Source organism: Vibrio sp. 1F253 (genome assembly GCF_041439295.1).
Lineage (GTDB): Bacteria > Pseudomonadota > Gammaproteobacteria > Enterobacterales > Vibrionaceae > Vibrio > Vibrio tasmaniensis_A.
The window spans coordinates 1-16,597 of record NZ_JBGONU010000016.1 but is presented as its reverse complement, the minus strand read 5'-3'; the positions used below and the strand labels follow the sequence as shown (position 1 = coordinate 16,597).

Annotated in this window: 14 protein-coding genes and 1 pseudogene; 10 read left to right on the top strand and 5 right to left on the bottom strand. The window is 44.0% G+C overall.

Annotated elements, in window-relative coordinates:
- Positions 1-63 precede the first annotated feature (63 nt).
- The 10 genes and pseudogenes from ACED28_RS10185 (at position 64) to ACED28_RS10140 (ending at position 13,667) form a co-directional block, all read left to right on the top strand.
- The gene (locus ACED28_RS10185) at positions 64-849 is read left to right on the top strand and encodes a DapH/DapD/GlmU-related protein (RefSeq protein ID WP_371709777.1); all 786 of its coding nucleotides are present in this window, start codon (positions 64-66) and stop codon (positions 847-849) included.
- The gene (locus ACED28_RS10180; protein WP_371709776.1) at positions 842-1,960 is read left to right on the top strand and encodes a glycosyltransferase; all 1,119 of its coding nucleotides are present in this window, start codon (positions 842-844) and stop codon (positions 1,958-1,960) included. The genes ACED28_RS10185 and ACED28_RS10180 overlap by 8 nt, the downstream gene beginning before the upstream one ends.
- Positions 1,957-3,381, top strand: a complete 1,425-nt coding sequence (locus tag ACED28_RS10175) for a GumC family protein (protein ID WP_371709775.1) — start codon at positions 1,957-1,959, stop codon at positions 3,379-3,381. The genes ACED28_RS10180 and ACED28_RS10175 overlap by 4 nt, the downstream gene beginning before the upstream one ends.
- A gap of 363 nt (positions 3,382-3,744) precedes the next feature.
- Positions 3,745-4,845, top strand: a complete 1,101-nt coding sequence (locus ACED28_RS10170) for a glycosyltransferase (RefSeq protein WP_371709774.1) — start codon at positions 3,745-3,747, stop codon at positions 4,843-4,845.
- Positions 4,842-6,029: a glycosyltransferase family 2 protein gene (locus tag ACED28_RS10165; protein WP_371709773.1), complete on the top strand. Its 1,188-nt coding sequence runs from the start codon at positions 4,842-4,844 to the stop codon at positions 6,027-6,029. Before ACED28_RS10170 ends, ACED28_RS10165 begins: the two co-directional genes overlap by 4 nt.
- A 9-nt stretch (positions 6,030-6,038) precedes the next feature.
- A pseudogene (locus ACED28_RS10160) lies at positions 6,039-6,697 on the top strand (sugar transferase).
- 216 nt (positions 6,698-6,913) lie between these two features.
- Complete coding sequence (locus ACED28_RS10155; protein ID WP_371709772.1) at positions 6,914-7,792, top strand: LysR family transcriptional regulator; 879 nt, start codon at positions 6,914-6,916, stop codon at positions 7,790-7,792.
- 100 nt (positions 7,793-7,892) lie between these two features.
- On the top strand, positions 7,893-9,026 hold the full coding sequence (locus ACED28_RS10150; protein WP_371709771.1) for an efflux RND transporter periplasmic adaptor subunit: 1,134 nt from the start codon (positions 7,893-7,895) through the stop codon (positions 9,024-9,026).
- Positions 9,027-9,036: 10 nt separating this feature from the next.
- On the top strand, positions 9,037-12,156 hold the full coding sequence (locus tag ACED28_RS10145; RefSeq protein ID WP_371709807.1) for an efflux RND transporter permease subunit: 3,120 nt from the start codon (positions 9,037-9,039) through the stop codon (positions 12,154-12,156).
- Positions 12,157-12,158: 2 nt separating this feature from the next.
- Complete coding sequence (locus tag ACED28_RS10140) at positions 12,159-13,667, top strand: efflux transporter outer membrane subunit (protein WP_371709770.1); 1,509 nt, start codon at positions 12,159-12,161, stop codon at positions 13,665-13,667.
- A 149-nt stretch (positions 13,668-13,816) separates the two neighbouring features.
- On the opposite strand, the gene ACED28_RS10135 is transcribed toward ACED28_RS10140, so the two are convergent.
- The 5 genes from ACED28_RS10135 to ACED28_RS10115 form a co-directional block, all read right to left on the bottom strand.
- A complete protein-coding gene (locus ACED28_RS10135; protein WP_371709769.1) occupies positions 13,817-14,113 on the bottom strand; it encodes a hypothetical protein in 297 nt (98 codons plus the stop codon).
- 452 nt (positions 14,114-14,565) lie between these two features.
- Positions 14,566-14,847, bottom strand: a complete 282-nt coding sequence (locus ACED28_RS10130) for a hypothetical protein (protein WP_009846780.1) — start codon at positions 14,845-14,847, stop codon at positions 14,566-14,568.
- 60 nt (positions 14,848-14,907) lie between these two features.
- On the bottom strand, positions 14,908-15,240 hold the full coding sequence (locus ACED28_RS10125) for a hypothetical protein (RefSeq protein WP_009846781.1): 333 nt from the start codon (positions 15,238-15,240) through the stop codon (positions 14,908-14,910).
- Positions 15,241-15,350: 110 nt separating this feature from the next.
- Positions 15,351-15,803: a hypothetical protein gene (locus ACED28_RS10120; RefSeq protein ID WP_371696134.1), complete on the bottom strand. Its 453-nt coding sequence runs from the start codon at positions 15,801-15,803 to the stop codon at positions 15,351-15,353.
- 184 nt (positions 15,804-15,987) lie between these two features.
- A complete protein-coding gene (locus ACED28_RS10115; protein WP_371696146.1) occupies positions 15,988-16,536 on the bottom strand; it encodes a GNAT family N-acetyltransferase in 549 nt (182 codons plus the stop codon).
- Between the last annotated feature and the right edge of the window lie 61 nt (positions 16,537-16,597).

Here is a 16,597-nt window from a genome sequence, read left to right as displayed (position 1 = left end):
GCATTTATTTAGTGGCACAGTATATGAAAGTACTTCTATATAACAAGATAGAGGAGTTTCATTATGACGTCAGTATCTATGCATCAATTTAAACATTGGCTCAAGTTTCATCCTAACTCTCGAATTAGAAATGTGTTTTTCATTTTGAAAGACATCAGAAGCGCAGAGCTACCTACCCCTCAAATACTTAATCGTTGCCTATATCAAGCGCACAAGCTAGTGGTGAATTTGGTTTCTGGCTTGACGAGATTCTTCTACTGGACACCGGCTTTCAAAGGTCGTGTGGCTCAATGTGGCAAGCGCCTGTATTTGTATGGTGGTCTGCCTTTCGTCAGCGGTCCGGTACAAATTTCGATTGGCGATAACTGCCGTATCTCTGGCTACACGACATTCTCTGGTTGTACTCAGCCACTTGAAGGCTTGGAACACCCACTATTGTCGATTGGCAACAACGTCGACATTGGTTGGCAGTCGACTATCGCTGTTGGAGGTAAAGTGGTTATCTCTGACAACGTACGTATCGCTGGCGGCGCGTTCCTATTTGGATACTCTGGTCACCCGCTAGATGCAAAACGTCGAGCGCAAGGTGAAGGTGATGACCCTCAGCAAATCGGCGACATCATTCTTGAACCTGACGTTTGGTTGGGAACCAATGTAACTGTAAAAGGCGGCGTAACTATCGGCGAAGGAGCAGTGATAGCTGCAGGAAGCGTGGTAACAAAGAATATCCCGGCCTTTGCAATCGCAGGTGGTAACCCAGCTCGAGTAGTCGGGCAGATTAAATCCGTTGAAGTGACAGAATCCGATGTGTTCGATTCATTAGAGACTCATGGAGGTGACCATGCGTGATTTAATCGTATTTGGTGAAGACTTTGGCGGCCTACCTTCATCGACTCAACATTTAGTTCGTCATCTTGCTAAGCAACACAAAGTCTTGTGGGTCAACTCAATTGGCCTAAGACAACCGAAGCTGTCCGCTAAAGATGCCACCCGAGCGTTCAACAAATTGTTTGGCAAAACCAAAGCCGTTACTCAAAACATGTTCGACTCTGATGGACACGACAACATTACTATCGTTAACTTAAAGACAATCCCTGCGCCTGCTTCTAAATTTTCTAGAAAGTTGGCTCAGCAAATGATGTTGCACCAACTAAAACCAGTGATTGCAGAGCTTAATCTTAACGCGCCTATCCTATGGACTTCTCTTCCCACCGCTGTTGATCTGTGCGGACACTTAGGCGAGTCAGCGGTTGTTTATTACTGTGGGGACGACTTTAGTGCACTTGCGGGCGTAGACCACAAGACAGTCGCAAAGCATGAATTAGAACTCATTGAAAAATCAGATTTGATCTTCGCTGCTAGTGAAAAATTGATGGACAAATTCCCTAGTGAGAAAGCTCAGCTCTTACCACATGGTGTCGATGTCGGGCTATTTTCTACACCCGCACCAAGAGCAAAAGATTTACCAAGTAACCACCGCCCTATTGCTGGTTTTTATGGCAGCCTTTCTAAGTGGCTTGATTATGAAATGATTGATCATGTCGCGACAGCAATGCCGGAATGGGACTTTGTATTCATTGGCCCAAATGAGCTTGATACGATCATGCTGCCTGAGTTAAGTAACGTACATTACCTTGGCCCACGTCCGCACTATACGCTGCCAAGCTATTCTCAACACTGGGATGTGAGCTTGTTGCCGTTTGTTGATAACGAGCAGATCCGAGCTTGTAGCCCACTCAAACTAATGGAGTACCTTGCGGCCGGCACACCAATTATCACAACTCAATTCCCAGCATTAAAGCCATATCAAGAACATGTCACCACAGTTGGTAGTGTAAACCAAATGATTTGGGCGCTTGATCATGCACGCCAGCTGAGCAATTCACCAGTCTCTGTTGTCTCTAAAGACAGCTGGCAGAACCGTGGTAACTTCGTACATTGGATGTTGGAGCTATTATGAATAATCTGAAATTGCGGTTATTAGTCATCATCAATGCCATGTGGCGCCAACGCTACGTTATTGTTCTACCAATCCTTATTTTGCCCTTTGTAGGTTTTGGTGTGAGCAAGTTGGCTCCGACTAAATATGACGCGCATACCAGTATGTTGATTCAAGAAACGGCCAAAATGAATCCATTCTTGGAAGACATCGCCGTTTCTACCATGCTCAAAGACCGCCTTAACGCGTTGAGAACACTACTTCATAGTCGACATGTTCTTTATTCAGTCGCTGATGAACTGCAATTAACCACACCCGATATGCCTGAAATTGAGAAACAAGAGATCATTACTGACCTATCTCAACGTCTCACGGTGACTCAGCTTGGAAAAGATTTTCTAAAAATTAGCTTAAGCTCAAACACACCAGATGGAATGGAAGCGACGCTTCGTTCGGTAAGTGAACATTTTATTGAGCAACTGTTAGCACCAGAACGCTCTTCGATTGAAGACTCGAGCAACTTCTTGAAGATTCATATAGACAAACGCAGCGAGGAACTTGAAGAGGCAGAAGAAGCGCTAGCCGCATATATGAACGAAAACGTCCAATCGACGCCAGAAGTGCAAAGCCAAAGCTTGAATCGCTTAGCGTCACTCAAACAAACACTGGCGGAAAAAGAGGCGGAATTATCGGGTGTTGAAAAAAGTTTAGGGTCAATTGACCAGCAACTTTCTAAAACAAATCCCGTGATAGGTCGAATCGAAGACCAGATCATCGACATTCGCAGTGAGCTGACTCTGCTGCAAGCCAAATACACAAATAAACACAGTGCCGTACAAGCTAAAGTCCGTGAATTAGACAGGCTTGAAAATGAGCGAAAAAGTTTGCTCGGGGTAACCCAGCCAACGATGAACAGCGACCAGCTTTGGGACATCGCAAGTAGCACGACACTGAACAAGCTTTCTAATACCCAACCTCTTCTGGTCACTCAATTACACAGCCTACAACTGGTTCGTGCTCGCTTTGAGTCTTTAACTGAAGAGACCAAAAGCCTTCGTACTATGATTTTCGAATTAGAACACAAGGCGAATAACTTCGGTGAAAATGCCAAAGAGATGTACCGCCTTAAACGTCAAGTTGAAATCAAGCGTCAACTATATGATGAACTGACGGAGCGTTATGAAATGGCTCAACTAACGGGTTCGCTTGGTGTATTCGAGCAAAACAAACGTGTGAAGATTATCGATTTGCCTTTCACGCCTAGCATGAAATCTAACATGCCGACTTTTATCTTTATTTTGGCTGGATTTGTTGCGGGCATCGGATTGGGCATTGGTCTGGCGGTATTGTTCGAGCTGTTTGACTCTTCAATCAAGCGTAAAGATGAAATCGAAGAGATCTTAGGTGTCCCTGTGATAACGGTGATACCTAAAATGGGCTAGTCAGCCTCAAAGGCATTTTTAACTTGCTAGCTTCGTAGCTTCTTCTTATCTTTTTTGCTTCCTAGCACTAAACGCCAACATTCGCTTGGCGTTTTGTTTGTCTAAAGCCTCAAGTTCTAACGCTACTTTCGATTAACGCAAGCCCTATGCTCCAAATAGCTATTCATTGGTGTTTTGTTTTGATTCCCATTTTGAGAAACAAAAAACACCCCACAGAGAAGACCTGTAAGCGATTGAAATACAAAGGCTATTTAATTGGCATAACTCCTGCAGTCTCATTGTGTAGCTAAACGTTTTAAAGAAGTTACTTCAAGACAAATGTCAGAAAGGCGAAACAAGAATTATAAAGGCAGGGTCCAAATTATGAATACGCATTTAACGAAGCACGGTAAAAAGATCATACACGTTGTTCAACACCTCGCTCCCGGCGGATTAGAAACCCTAACGTTAGATTTGCTGCGCCTTACTAAACCAACAGACCAAGTGTTGATTGTCAGTTTAGAAGGGACAAAAGAAGACTCGATCAACAACTGGCCTAAATTAAAGCAGTATCAAAATCAAATCGTCTTTTTGGACAAAGCACCAGGCGTACAACTCAGTATCATCATCAAATTGATGAAAGCATTTAACGGTATTCGACCTGATGTTGTTCACACGCATCACATAGGCCCACTGCTCTACGCGGGTTACGCTGCCCGTGTAACTGGGGTTCCTACTCGAATTCATACCGAGCATGATGCTTGGCATTTGAAAAATAACAAACGTCGTCGCTTACAAGCCCTTGCATTGAATGCAGCTCAACCAACGTTAGTGGCCGATGCAACACGCGTTTACAATCAGTTACGTTGTGCGTTTTCATACAAAAACATCATCACGATTAAAAACGGCGTAGATTGTGAGAAGTTTAAACCGATGTCAAAAGCAGACGCGAGAGCAAAGCACAACCTACCAACCGACAAATACATCATTGGTTGTGCAGGGCGTTTAGAGCACGTGAAAGGTCAAGACCAGCTGATTAAGGCACTTGCTCTACTGCCATCAAACACCGTTGTCGCACTGGCTGGTGATGGTTCAAAACGCAATCAACTAGAACAACTCACTGACCGCTTGAATCTCAGCGACCGTGTAATCTTTCTTGGCTTAGTGGATGACATGACCACCTTTTACGGAGCGCTGGATACCTTCTGCCTACCTTCACGCCACGAAGGGCTTCCTCTTTCTACACTCGAAGCCCAAGCATGTAACATTCCAACCGTCGCGATGAACGTCGGTGCGGTTGATGAAACCTTATGTCCCATCAGCAGTTCCCTCGTCAAAAGTGGCAGCATTGCCGGATTAGCCAGCGCGCTATTAGAAAAACAAAATGAACGCTTTTTGTCTCCTCGTCGTTACGTGCTCGACAACTTCGATATCATCAAAATGGTTTCGTCTTACAACGACATCTCAGAAGGAGCATACGCATGATCGATTGGTTACTTGCGGGACTTTGTCTGTTTTCAGGTGCGTTAATTGTCTATCATCACGCTGCCTATCCTTTACTACTACGCTGGTATGCGAAAAGTCACCCAGCACGTCAAATTGAAGAGAGCCATCGTTGTTACAAAGATGAACAGCAAGATTGTACGTTACCCACCATCACCATTCTTGTACCGGCATTTAACGAAGAGCAATGGATCGCAGATAAGATCCGTAACCTTGCTTCACTCGATTACCCAAAAAAGAAACTGCAAGTCATTATCGCTTGTGATGGTTGTACTGATGACACGGTCGAAATTGCTCAAATGACGATCCAAGAAGCGATGTGCAGTGATGTTCATTTTGAGATACATGACCATCAATTAAACCGAGGTAAAGTCACGGTTATAAATGAGGAAGTGACATGCATAACCAGTGACATTACAGCGATGAGTGATGTATCAGCCCTTATTTCATTGGATGTGCTGCTTATTGCCGCCGCTCACTTTGAAAGTGACAAGGTTGGAGTGGTAAACGCAACGTATCAGCTTTGCCCAACACGTAACGAAGGTGAAAATACCTATTGGCAGTATCAAACTGCCGTTAAAGAGTCAGAAGCTTCATTAGGTTCGAGCTTAGGTTCTCATGGCGCTTTCTACTTGTTTAGAACACACCTGTTCGAACTGCTTCCACTCAACACTATTAATGATGATTTCATCCTACCGATGCGAATCGTTAAACAAGGTTACATCGCAGAATACGAAACACAAATGGTCGCACTGGAACTAGAAGAATCAAATTTAGAAACAGATTTCAAAAGGAGACTTCGTATTTCAGCGGGTAACATGCAACAAGCGATTCGATTGCTTGGCTTGTTCAGCCCGAAGTTCAAAGGCATCGCGTTTGCGTTCTTCTCTGGAAAAGGACTTCGTCTACTCACTCCATATTTAATGATTGTGTGCTTGGTGTGCTCAATCTTACTTAACAACTACTTGGTATTTGAAGTGTTGTTATGGGCTCAAGTTGCCGTGTATACCATTGGCGTACTTGGCTGCATCTTGCCAAAGCGTCTCGTAAATAAACCTATTTCATTAATCTCTTATTTGATAGTTGGACACTATGCCAACTTCATTGGTGGCATTCGTTACCTAGTCGGGCTAGAAAACTCACCTTGGACACGAGCGAATCATTAAGGACTTATTATGATGAACATTGAACAGCTATCTACCCAAAACTTATACCAATACAAAATCTCACGTGCTAAACGTACTTTCGATTTCGTCAGTTCACTGATTGCTTTGATTTTGCTAGCGCCAGTATTTCCATTGATTGCGATGGCTATTGTACTCACTTCTCGTGGCCCGATTTCTACCGTCAACTGCGTGTTGGTAAATCGACACCGGAGAAAATGGAAATCTTTGAGATCATGAAATTCCGTAGTATGTACGAAGATGCAGAAACGCGTTCTGGTGCCGTTTGGGCTACGGCGAATGACCCACGAATCACACCCGTTGGCCGATTTTTAAGAAAGACGCGTCTTGATGAGTTGCCACAACTGATCAATGTATTGAAAGGTGAGATGTCTCTAATTGGCCCACGTCCTGAACGCCCTACTTTTTACACCAAGCTAGAGAACGAAATCCCCTACTTTGCTGACCGCACATACGGCGTAATGCCCGGTATTACTGGGCTAGCACAAGTAAATCAAGGTTATGATACCTGTATTGATGATGTACGTCGTAAAGTGGGCTTTGACCACAGTTATGCACTGAGTCTGTGCTCTATGAAATCTTGGATTGTGGCTGATCTCAGTATCATTTCTAAAACAATCATAGTAATGGTCGATGGACGAGGTCGTTAAACTGATATGATGTGAGGCGAAAGAACAAGCTGTCTAGTCCAAGGTGAAAAATAGAGCAGTCTGTCCCATGCGAACACAAAGCCAGCTTTGATAATGATTTGTCAGCTGGCTTTTTACTGTCTTAAAACAAGCCAAACCCAAGAACGCTTCGATTTTAAAATCCAATTGGTATACGATGCCAACATACTGTTCTAAAAACGATTAAATGCCGTTGTTATGAAAATCGAAGATCTTAAGTTGTTCACTACCGTTGTCGAACTGGGTAGTTTTACTGCCGCCGCTAATGCTCTTGACCTTCCGCGAGCTAACGTTAGCCGTAGAATTAACGACCTTGAGAAGTCTCTCGGCATTCAACTGTTCTTTAGAACCACACGAAGCCTCTCCTTAACCAAATCTGGCGAGCTCTATTACAAAGAACTACTCAATGCATTAAGTGCGCTCGACAAAGCAAACCATGTCGCTTCCAACCTGTCAGAGGTTGCACACGGACAAATTAAGATTGGTCTATTGCCTGAAACCAGCGATATCATGCAGTCGACTCTGTTTAAATTCCAAGATATGTATCCTAAAGTTGAGCTTGATATTCGCAACATTAGTAACGGCTTTGTCGACATGTACCGTCAAGGGTTAGACCTCGCTATGCATGGTGGTACGTTGAGCGATGCAAACGTGGTTGCTCGTAAAGTGATGGTTCTTCAACGTATTTTTGTCGCAAGCCCTGAATTTATTGAGAAACAAGGCAAGCCTTCAAGCCTAAGAGAGCTCACTAATTACCCATTTGTTTGCTTCAGGTGGCCAAGTGGGGACATCGATAAAGAATGGGACATCAAAGGTCACACCATCAAAGTAGAACCTTCGGTCGTCAGTGACAGCATTGGCTTTGTTAAAGGCGGTGTTATTAGACATAGAGGTATCGCGTTGTTACCAGAACTTTTGGTGCGACATCAGCTCAAAGACGGTAGCTTGATTAACCTATTCCCCGACGACAATCTTCAAAAAGAAGAAGCATGGTTGCTCTACCCTCAGCGTAAAGCGTTAAGCCATTCAGCACAGCTTTTGATTGATTTTCTATTACAAGAACTTCCAAAACTCTAACCATTGTAATGAATATTGTGACAGTGTTTCACGAGCAGGCTAGATTATCCTAACGAAATAGAAAGATAGAATCGCTTCATAAATTCAAGAGGAGCAATCCATGAAGCCTATCTTTCAACATTCATCTATTTTTCAACGTTCGTCTACTTCTCAACAGACACCTATATTCAAATATACAGTCATTGCACTAAGCTTAACCGCCCTGTTTGGCTGTAATGACTCAGAGGCGACTGCGCCTCAAAAACAAGCTCGACCAATTCAAGTGATTCAACTTGAACCTCTTTCACATACGGCTGAAAAGTCTTTTACTGGCAAGATACAATCATCGGAAACGGCTGGCGTTGCGTTTCGTGTGCCTGGCACTATTCAAAATATGATGGTCTCTGTTGGTGATTCAGTAAAGAAAGGCCAACCACTTGCGCAGTTAGACCCTCATGACTATCAAGTTGCGTTAGAAGAGTTACAAGCACGAGCCCTTGAAGCTAAATCTGCACACAAATTGGCGACATCCGAACTTGTACGCGTAAAACAAGCCATCGCTGATAATGCGATTGCCGATGTTAACCTAGACCGTGCAATTAGCGGGTACGAGCGAAGTGAAGCGGCGGTTAAAGTCGTAGAACAGAATATACGCCGTGCAAAAGATTCGATTCGTTATACCCAATTGCTCGCCCCTTTCGATGGTGTGGTTGCGGCATCCAATTTTGACCAGTACGAACAAGTACTGCCGGGCATCTCGGTGTTCACAATCCACAATCCAGATCAACTTGAAGTTAAAATCCAAGTACCTGAAAATTTGATTCATGAGTTCAAACCAAATCAAACTTCTGTCATCGATTGGTATGGTTCAGAGACTAAACTAATTGGTTATGCCGCTGAAATTTCGACGTCACCTCACCCAATCAAGCAGACCTATGCGGTTACTTACCATGTCGACTCCACTGACAAATCGGTATTACCTGGAAAAGCGGTCACATTGACGACTCAACTTGGAGAAGCGAGCAGTAATTTCTGTTTGCCCTATTCTGCGTTAGTCAATCAAACGGGTATCGAGCAAGTATTCACGGTTAAAAATGAACAAGCTCATGGCGTGACTGTGGATGTGATTTCTATGTCCAAAAACACTGTGTGTGTTGAATCGACGCTCAACGATGGCGACTTCGTGGTCGTGAGTGGCGCACAATACGTGGTGGAAGGACAATACTTCTCCAATATTCAAGTTAAAAGCCTGTAGGTGAACCATGATGAATCTAGCTGATTTTGCAATCAAACAACGCACCTTCATCCTGTTTTTCACTGCACTGAGTGTCATCGCAGGCCTGTTTTCTTATTTTGAGCTTGGAAAACTTGAAGACCCAAGCTTCACCATAAAAACGGCCGTCGTTGTAACGCTCTACCCTGGCGCTTCTGCGGAAGAAGTGGAACAACAAGTCACCGACACCGTCGAAACCAAACTCCAAGAAATGGCGACACTTAATCGGCTTCGATCTTTATCGCGCCCCGGCATGTCGATGGTATTTGTCGACCTAAAAGAGTCTCTCAATTCAAAAGCACTTCCTCAAGAGTGGGACTTATTACGCCGTAAAGTGTCTGATATGAAGTTATTGCTACCTTCAACTGCACAGATCAGTGTCGTACAAGACGAATTCTCTGAAGTCTACGGCATGCTTTTCTCTATCCATAGTAATGATGCATCGCCTGCAGAATTAAGACGTTACGCAGAAGAGCTCCAACGCAGAATTAAAACCGTCGATGGTATTAAGAAGATTGAACTGCATGGTGTTCAACCACGCGTTGTTCACATCGATATCCCCGATGAAAGGTTGGCGCAATACGGCCTATCTATCACACAAGTTTGGTCGCAGTTGAATACGCAAAACATGACGTTTGATGCGGGTAAGTTTTCAGTAGGTACTGAGCGAATCCGAGTTCAACAGTCGAGTGAGTTCAGTTCGTTAGACGACATCAAAAACCTGATGATCAAAGGCGGCGTGAGTGAATTGGGAACCAGTTTAATTCGCTTAGGCGATATCGCTGACATCACAATGGGTTACCAAGAGCCAATGATGACAGAAAACCGCTACAACGGTGTACCTGCAGTCACATTAGCGATGAGCCCAGTCTCCGGTGTTAACGTGGTATCACTTGGCGATGAAATCAACCAGATCGTCAACGATTTTCAAACAACCTTACCACTAGGTGTTGATATTGCGACAGTTGCTAACCAACCTGAAGAAGTTCAGAAATCGATCGACAACTTCGTAAGTAACTTATTGGAAAGTGTCGCGATTGTATTTATCGTCTTGTCAGTATTCATGGGATTAAAAAGTGCAACCATCGTCGGTTCGAGCCTCCTGCTGACTATCTTGTTGACGCTTATCTACATGAACATGACTTCGATTGACTTACACCGAGTTTCTTTAGGTACTTTCATTCTTGCCCTCGGCATGTTGGTAGATAACGCTATTGTCATCACCGACATGATGATTGTGAAAATCAACAAAGGCATCGACCGCACTAAAGCCGCGATTGACTCTGTTAAAGAGACCGCAACACCACTCTTTGGTGCGACAGTTATCGCTATCATGGGTGCGAGCCCTGTAATCTTTTCTAAAACCGATGCTGCTGAGTTCGCAAGCTCGGTATTCCTTATCATCGCGTCGTCATTGTTACTGTCTTGGCTAGTTGCGATGACCTTCACGGCCTTGATGTGTTGGTTCTTCATCAAGCCAACCAAGCAAGCTGATAACACCAAAGTCAGCTTATACCGTAAGAGTGTCAACTGGACTGTCGATAATCCGTTTAAAGCATTGAGCGCTTTGGTTCCGTTGATATTAGTGACTGCATTAGCTATCCCGAACATTGCCGTTAACTTTATTCCAAAAGCCGACCGACCGATCCTATTTCTAGATTACTGGCTGCCGAACGGTGCCAAGGTTGAACAAACCTCAGAAGACATGAAGCGAATCGAACAATGGTTGTTGGAACAGCCGGAAGTCGAAAGTATTTCAACCTATGTTGGCGCAGGTGCTCCTCGCTTCTCCGTGACTATAGAGCCAGAACCGTTTGACCCTGCTTATGGTCAGATTTTGATTAACGCGACCGATTTTCCGTCACTAAGCCCATTGATTGCACGCGGTGATAAATGGTTAATGGAAGAGTTTCCGAACGCAGACCCTCGCTTTAGAAGCTTAAAATTGGCGACGGCGGATAAATTCAGCGTTGAAGCTCGTTTCTCAGGCCCTGATGCCGAGGTATTACATGGCTTATCAGAGCAAGCAAAAGCAATCTTCGCGGTACACCCAGACACCAAGTACGTTCGTGACGACTGGCGACAGAAAAGTAAAGTATTTGAGCCTGTCATCAACCAAGAAAAGATGCGCACTGCAGGTATAAACCGCGCGGATATTGCGTTCGCGATGAAGCGAGCTTCAGAAGGTATGCCCTTGGGTCGTATGAACTTAAACGATGAACTGGTCACAATTCAACTGCGAGGCACAGAGAGTTCGATTCAGTCATTGGAAACGTTGCCCGTTCGATCTCTGTTGGGCATCCACAGTGTTCCACTTGGCCAAGTTGTCGATGGATTTGAATTAAGCAGCGAAGAAACCATGATTTGGCGCCGTGACCGTGTAAAAACCATCACAGCACAAGCAGGTGTCGGTCGTTACACCACACCAGCAGCGGTGAGGAACTCAATTAAAGATCAAATTGAAGCGATTCATTTGCCTAATGGTTATAGCCTTGAATGGGGTGGCGAATATTACGACGAGCACAAAGCCGTCAGCGATATTCTTAAACATCTACCTAAAGCAATCTTGTTAATGATCATCATCTTGGTGGCGATGTTTAACGGATTCAAACAACCAGTGATTATCTTCACTACCCTACCGCTAGCAGCGACGGGTGCCACATTCAGCTTATTGCTATTGGATAAACCATTCGGATTTATGGCATTGATTGGCGCCGTAACCTTAACAGGTATGATCATCAAAAACGGCATTGTATTGATGGACCAAATAGAACTTGAACGTAAGAACGGGCGCTCACTATCTGATGCCATCAAAGAAGCAACCGTGAACCGTACAATGGCGATTTCAATGGGGGCACTTACTACGGCGCTTGGCATGATTCCGTTACTAAGCGACCTACTGTTTGACCAGATGGCGGCAACCATTATCGGTGGCTTAGCTGCAGCAACCGTGCTGTCTCTGTTTGTGATGCCTGCGCTGTACAAGCTTTTCTATCGAACTGAAGAAAAAAAGACAGTAGCAGAAGCAATCAAAGACGCCGTGATTGTGCTTGATGCAACACCTCAGCCTTCAAACAGCGGCAATACAACTTCATTCAACAAGGAGCAATAAACATGCGTCCACTAACTAAGTTTAAAGTCGCTCCTATAGCGCTCGCCTTGTTGCTGACAGGTTGCGCGGTTGGCCCAAATTACGAAGAACCGCAAACGACCATGGCAGAGACATTCTTATATAGCCAAGGTGATGTGAACCAAGACGGCGTGAGCCAAAACGAACAGCAGAACCATTGGTGGACACAGTTCAATGATCCAACGCTCAATCAGTTAGTGGCCGATGTTCAAAGCCAGAACATCCCACTTAAACTGGCAGCCGAGCGAATCAACATGGCGAACTCATACAAAAGCGTGGTCGAATCATTCAAGGTTCCGACCATTAACGTCGGTGGTGGTTATTACAACTACCAACTGAGTGAGAACGACTCCCTACTCGGCCCGGTATTTGGTGCCTCTGATGCGGTTGAGTCAGCAACGGGCATGTCGTTGCTGGAAGCTCAACACGATGGTGGATTCTTAGGTGCGAGCATCGCGTGGGAAATGGACTTGTTTGGACGTATCGACAAACAATCCAACGCAGCGACGATTCGAGTTGAACAAGCCGAGATATTCCAATCAGGCTTGAATACCTTGATCACTGCCGATGTCATTCACAACTACCTGCAATATCGTGGCGCGCAAGAGCGAAAAATGATCGCACTAGAGAACATAGTCGACCAAAAGCAGACTTTAGAATTGGTCACCAAAGTGGTTCGCAGCGGCTACGGGTCTGAGTTAGATCTTGCTCAAGCCAAAGCCATGCTTGCGGCGACTGAATCTATTGTTCCTCAACTTGAAATAGCAGAGCAAGTTCACAAACAACGTATGGCGGTGTTGTTAGGCGAATCACTCACGAGCGTAAACCAACGTTTAGTCGGTGAATTCACCCTTCCGCGAATGAACAATGTAATTCCGACAGGCTTATCTTCTGACTTATTAGAACGACGCCCAGATATCCGAATCGCAGAACGCGAAATGGCAGCCATTAACGAAGAACTTGGTGCAAGCATTGCTAATCGCTATCCAAAGTTCTTCCTAACGGGTACGCCAGGTGTGACGGCTGGAAGCTTTGATGATCTGTTCAGTAGCGACTCATTCGGTTGGGCGGCATCTGCCGGTATCAGTTGGAATGTATTCGATGGTGGCCGAGGCGAAGCCATGGTAGAAATGAACGAAGCAAGGTTCCGTTCTGCAGCGCTTAACTACCAACACTCTGTCGACAGCGCCTTTGCAGAAGTCGATTCAAGCTTGTTTGCCTATGGCCGTAGCCAAGAGAACCAAAAGCGCATCGATGAAGCTACCCTTGCCGTTGATAACGCGGTGAGCAAGGCAAAGTCGCTATACAAAGCGGGGCTAGTCGATTACTTGTCGGTGTTAGACGCACAAAGACAACAAAAAGCGATGCAAGATCGCCAAGTAGCCGCCAAGCTTCAAACCGCCAACACCACGATTGCGGTGTATAAAGCCTTAGGTGGAGATTGGAAAGTGGCGAACGAAACGCAGAGTGTCGAATTAACTCACATTAACTAGTCTTTCTGCTCTATGTTCTCTGCTGAATGTTCTGTGGTTCTGTGCTGAATAATGTAATAAGCGTAATAAAAAATACCGCCGTTGATTACGGCGGTATTTTTATGAATTCGTTAACTGGCTAATGAGCTGACCAACAAGATAACAAGTGACTAGGAATTAGATGCATCGTTGCTGTCTGTATCTACGGTTTTGATCAAAGGGCTTGCGCACTCGACAAAATCACCGATATCAAAAGTATCTGGCGTATCCGCTCCGCCCGTCACACCAAAACTGCCTTTCACCGCTGGATCCTTCTCAGTCTTATCTACGTCTAAAATGATCTCTACTTTATAAGTGTGACCGTCAGGAAGGAGTTTGGCACACTCTTCGAGTGTCGAAGCGTTAGCTCCCACGCTAAGACCGAATAAACACACCGCAAGTACACTACTTGTCATTTTCAACATCATAAAACCTCTCGAAGACTATAGAAACATCATACCAATAATCTGCAAATCTTCACGATAAACGTTGAGAAGTGAGTTCATAGTAACAAGGCCAACTAGCCCCAACCATGGGGAGCGCTTTCGCTATCATCATACTCAGCATGACAAACCGAGCACTTGAAGTAGCTAATTTTTGATTTTGATTTATGTGAACCCAATAACACGCCGAATGCAATATTTAGAATTCGTGACTTGAGGGTGTTTTTCTCCTGCTGTTTTAACTTCACTTCGGACGCGCTTAACCTGATGTGTGACGTTTTCTTATTACAGTTTCCACATCGTAATACAGTGTCATTTTCTTGCATTGCCCTATTCCTTTAAGCACGTATATAGACAATTTCGTTATAACCTAAGTTCGCTGACTGAATTAGGTTCCAAACCGACATTAATAAACAAACGCTTAGACTCAAAGCAAACTAAAGAACCGTCACGCCTTCAACTTCAATCACTGAGTTAACATTCGCTCGCTCGATTATCTTGAGTAACGTTGTCTGGATTAACTCATTATCTCGAATTTCTGTTTCGCAAGAGAAACGCTCCTCTTGAACACCATCGCTCTCACCCAACATAAATTGAACCGAAACTTCCGTTGCGAGATCTTTTGTCGTTCCGTAATACGCTAGCGTGATTTTTGGGTATCCGTTGTCGCCTTTTTTAACCTGCTTTGCGATGCGTTTTTTAGCTTTATCTAAATTCATACAACTTCCTTTTAAGGCTGAAACTAAAAATGAACAAACGTCTGGTATATCGTAGTTTTACTATAAAGCATTACCACATCCACTACATGATTTTATGGATGATAATCCTCTTTTTCTTACGTTAGTTTTTCCACAAGAAACACAAAATTTCAATGAGTGGATATTGTAAATAGACGTCAAGATAACCAGCGGAACCCAGACCAATAATTCTGACCCATTACCACCTGAGCTATAGATAAAACCAATCGAGAAGATACCAAAAACAACAGACTGCAAAGTCCACAATGTTTGTTTGTACTTCGCACCTTTGATAATAAAAAACGTAAAAAAGCCAATTGAGCTACTGATAAGCCCATAAACCGCAAAACCTATAAAGGCTTCTTGTTGATTCATAACTCTCCCTGTCAACCTCACGTTTATGGTCCGAGCAACGCTACTGCCCCAAAACCATACGACCTTAAACATTAGTCAAACTTTAAACGAAAAGTGCCAAGCCTCGTAAATCACTTTTGAGTTATCTGTTCGTTAGCAGCTTTCAAGGCCGCATTTAAACCGTCTGTATCCTTACAACCAATGTAAACATGCTTTCCATTGCTTAGGCTTAACTTCAGCGCTGAACCTATCGATACATTATATAACCAACCATCGCTCAACATGCGGATGCCAATACCTTGATACCACTTGCTTTGATAAAACGATGTCTCCGTTATGTCTGACACTTCTACATTCTTACGCCAAAAACCAAAACCGAAATACCAGCTCAATGCATTGCCTTTGATCTCAATTGTCATGGAGAAAAAGAGCAAAGCAATTAACCCGTTGATGGCGTGAGCGATGAATGTTCCGGAGTTATTATCAGACGTAATGACAATGAAAGCACTTATCGAAACAAGGATGAGCAACAACCCCTTGTTGTATTCCTTACTATAAAACACAGTTATATCTCCTATTGACAACGAACAACCAATTACCTAGCCAACAGCTATCTTACTGTGGCCTTTCTCAATAATCGTGGCAAGTAATGAAAGCAGATTCCCCAAAACCAAGTAGCATTACCTTGATACGACCTAACCAAAGTATCAAAGCAGAATAACCTTGTTCATGTTCTAAGCCTTGTTTATAAAGCACATCGAATCTACATTAGCTACTTGGTAATGCCTTGGCCCATTCGGATCGCAGAACAGCCAGAACTACGGTATCCCACCACCGTCCTTTGAAAAAACGATGCTCTCTAAAGTGCGCTTCTTTACGCATACCTAAAGACTTACAAAGCTTAATGGCAGGTAAATTCTTACTGATTGTCTCCGCATAAATGCGGTGTACACCCAATGTTGAAAAACCAAAATCAGCCAAAGCGAGAGCCGCTTCATTGCTTAACTTATGACCTTGATGCGATCTTGAAAACGCACACCCCATTGAAGCTTGCTGATTGTCTTCTAAACGCAAACAAACAGTACCAATGAACTGCCCTGTGCTCTTATATTCAACTGCGAGTTGATATGATTTCCTTGGTTCTTCAGACGCCTGGGCTATAAACAAGTTGGTTAACTCTTTATATTTAATAGGATCACAGTCACTTTCATCATAGAAACGCTGATATTTAGCATCTTGAGACATCGCTACGAAGGCATCTTCATCGCAAGGATTCATATCCCTAATAATCAGTCTCTTTGTCTCAATTTTAAACATCGAACGGGCTTTGTTGCGTAATTCAATGGAACTAAATCAAGAACCTACGATCTGATCAGCT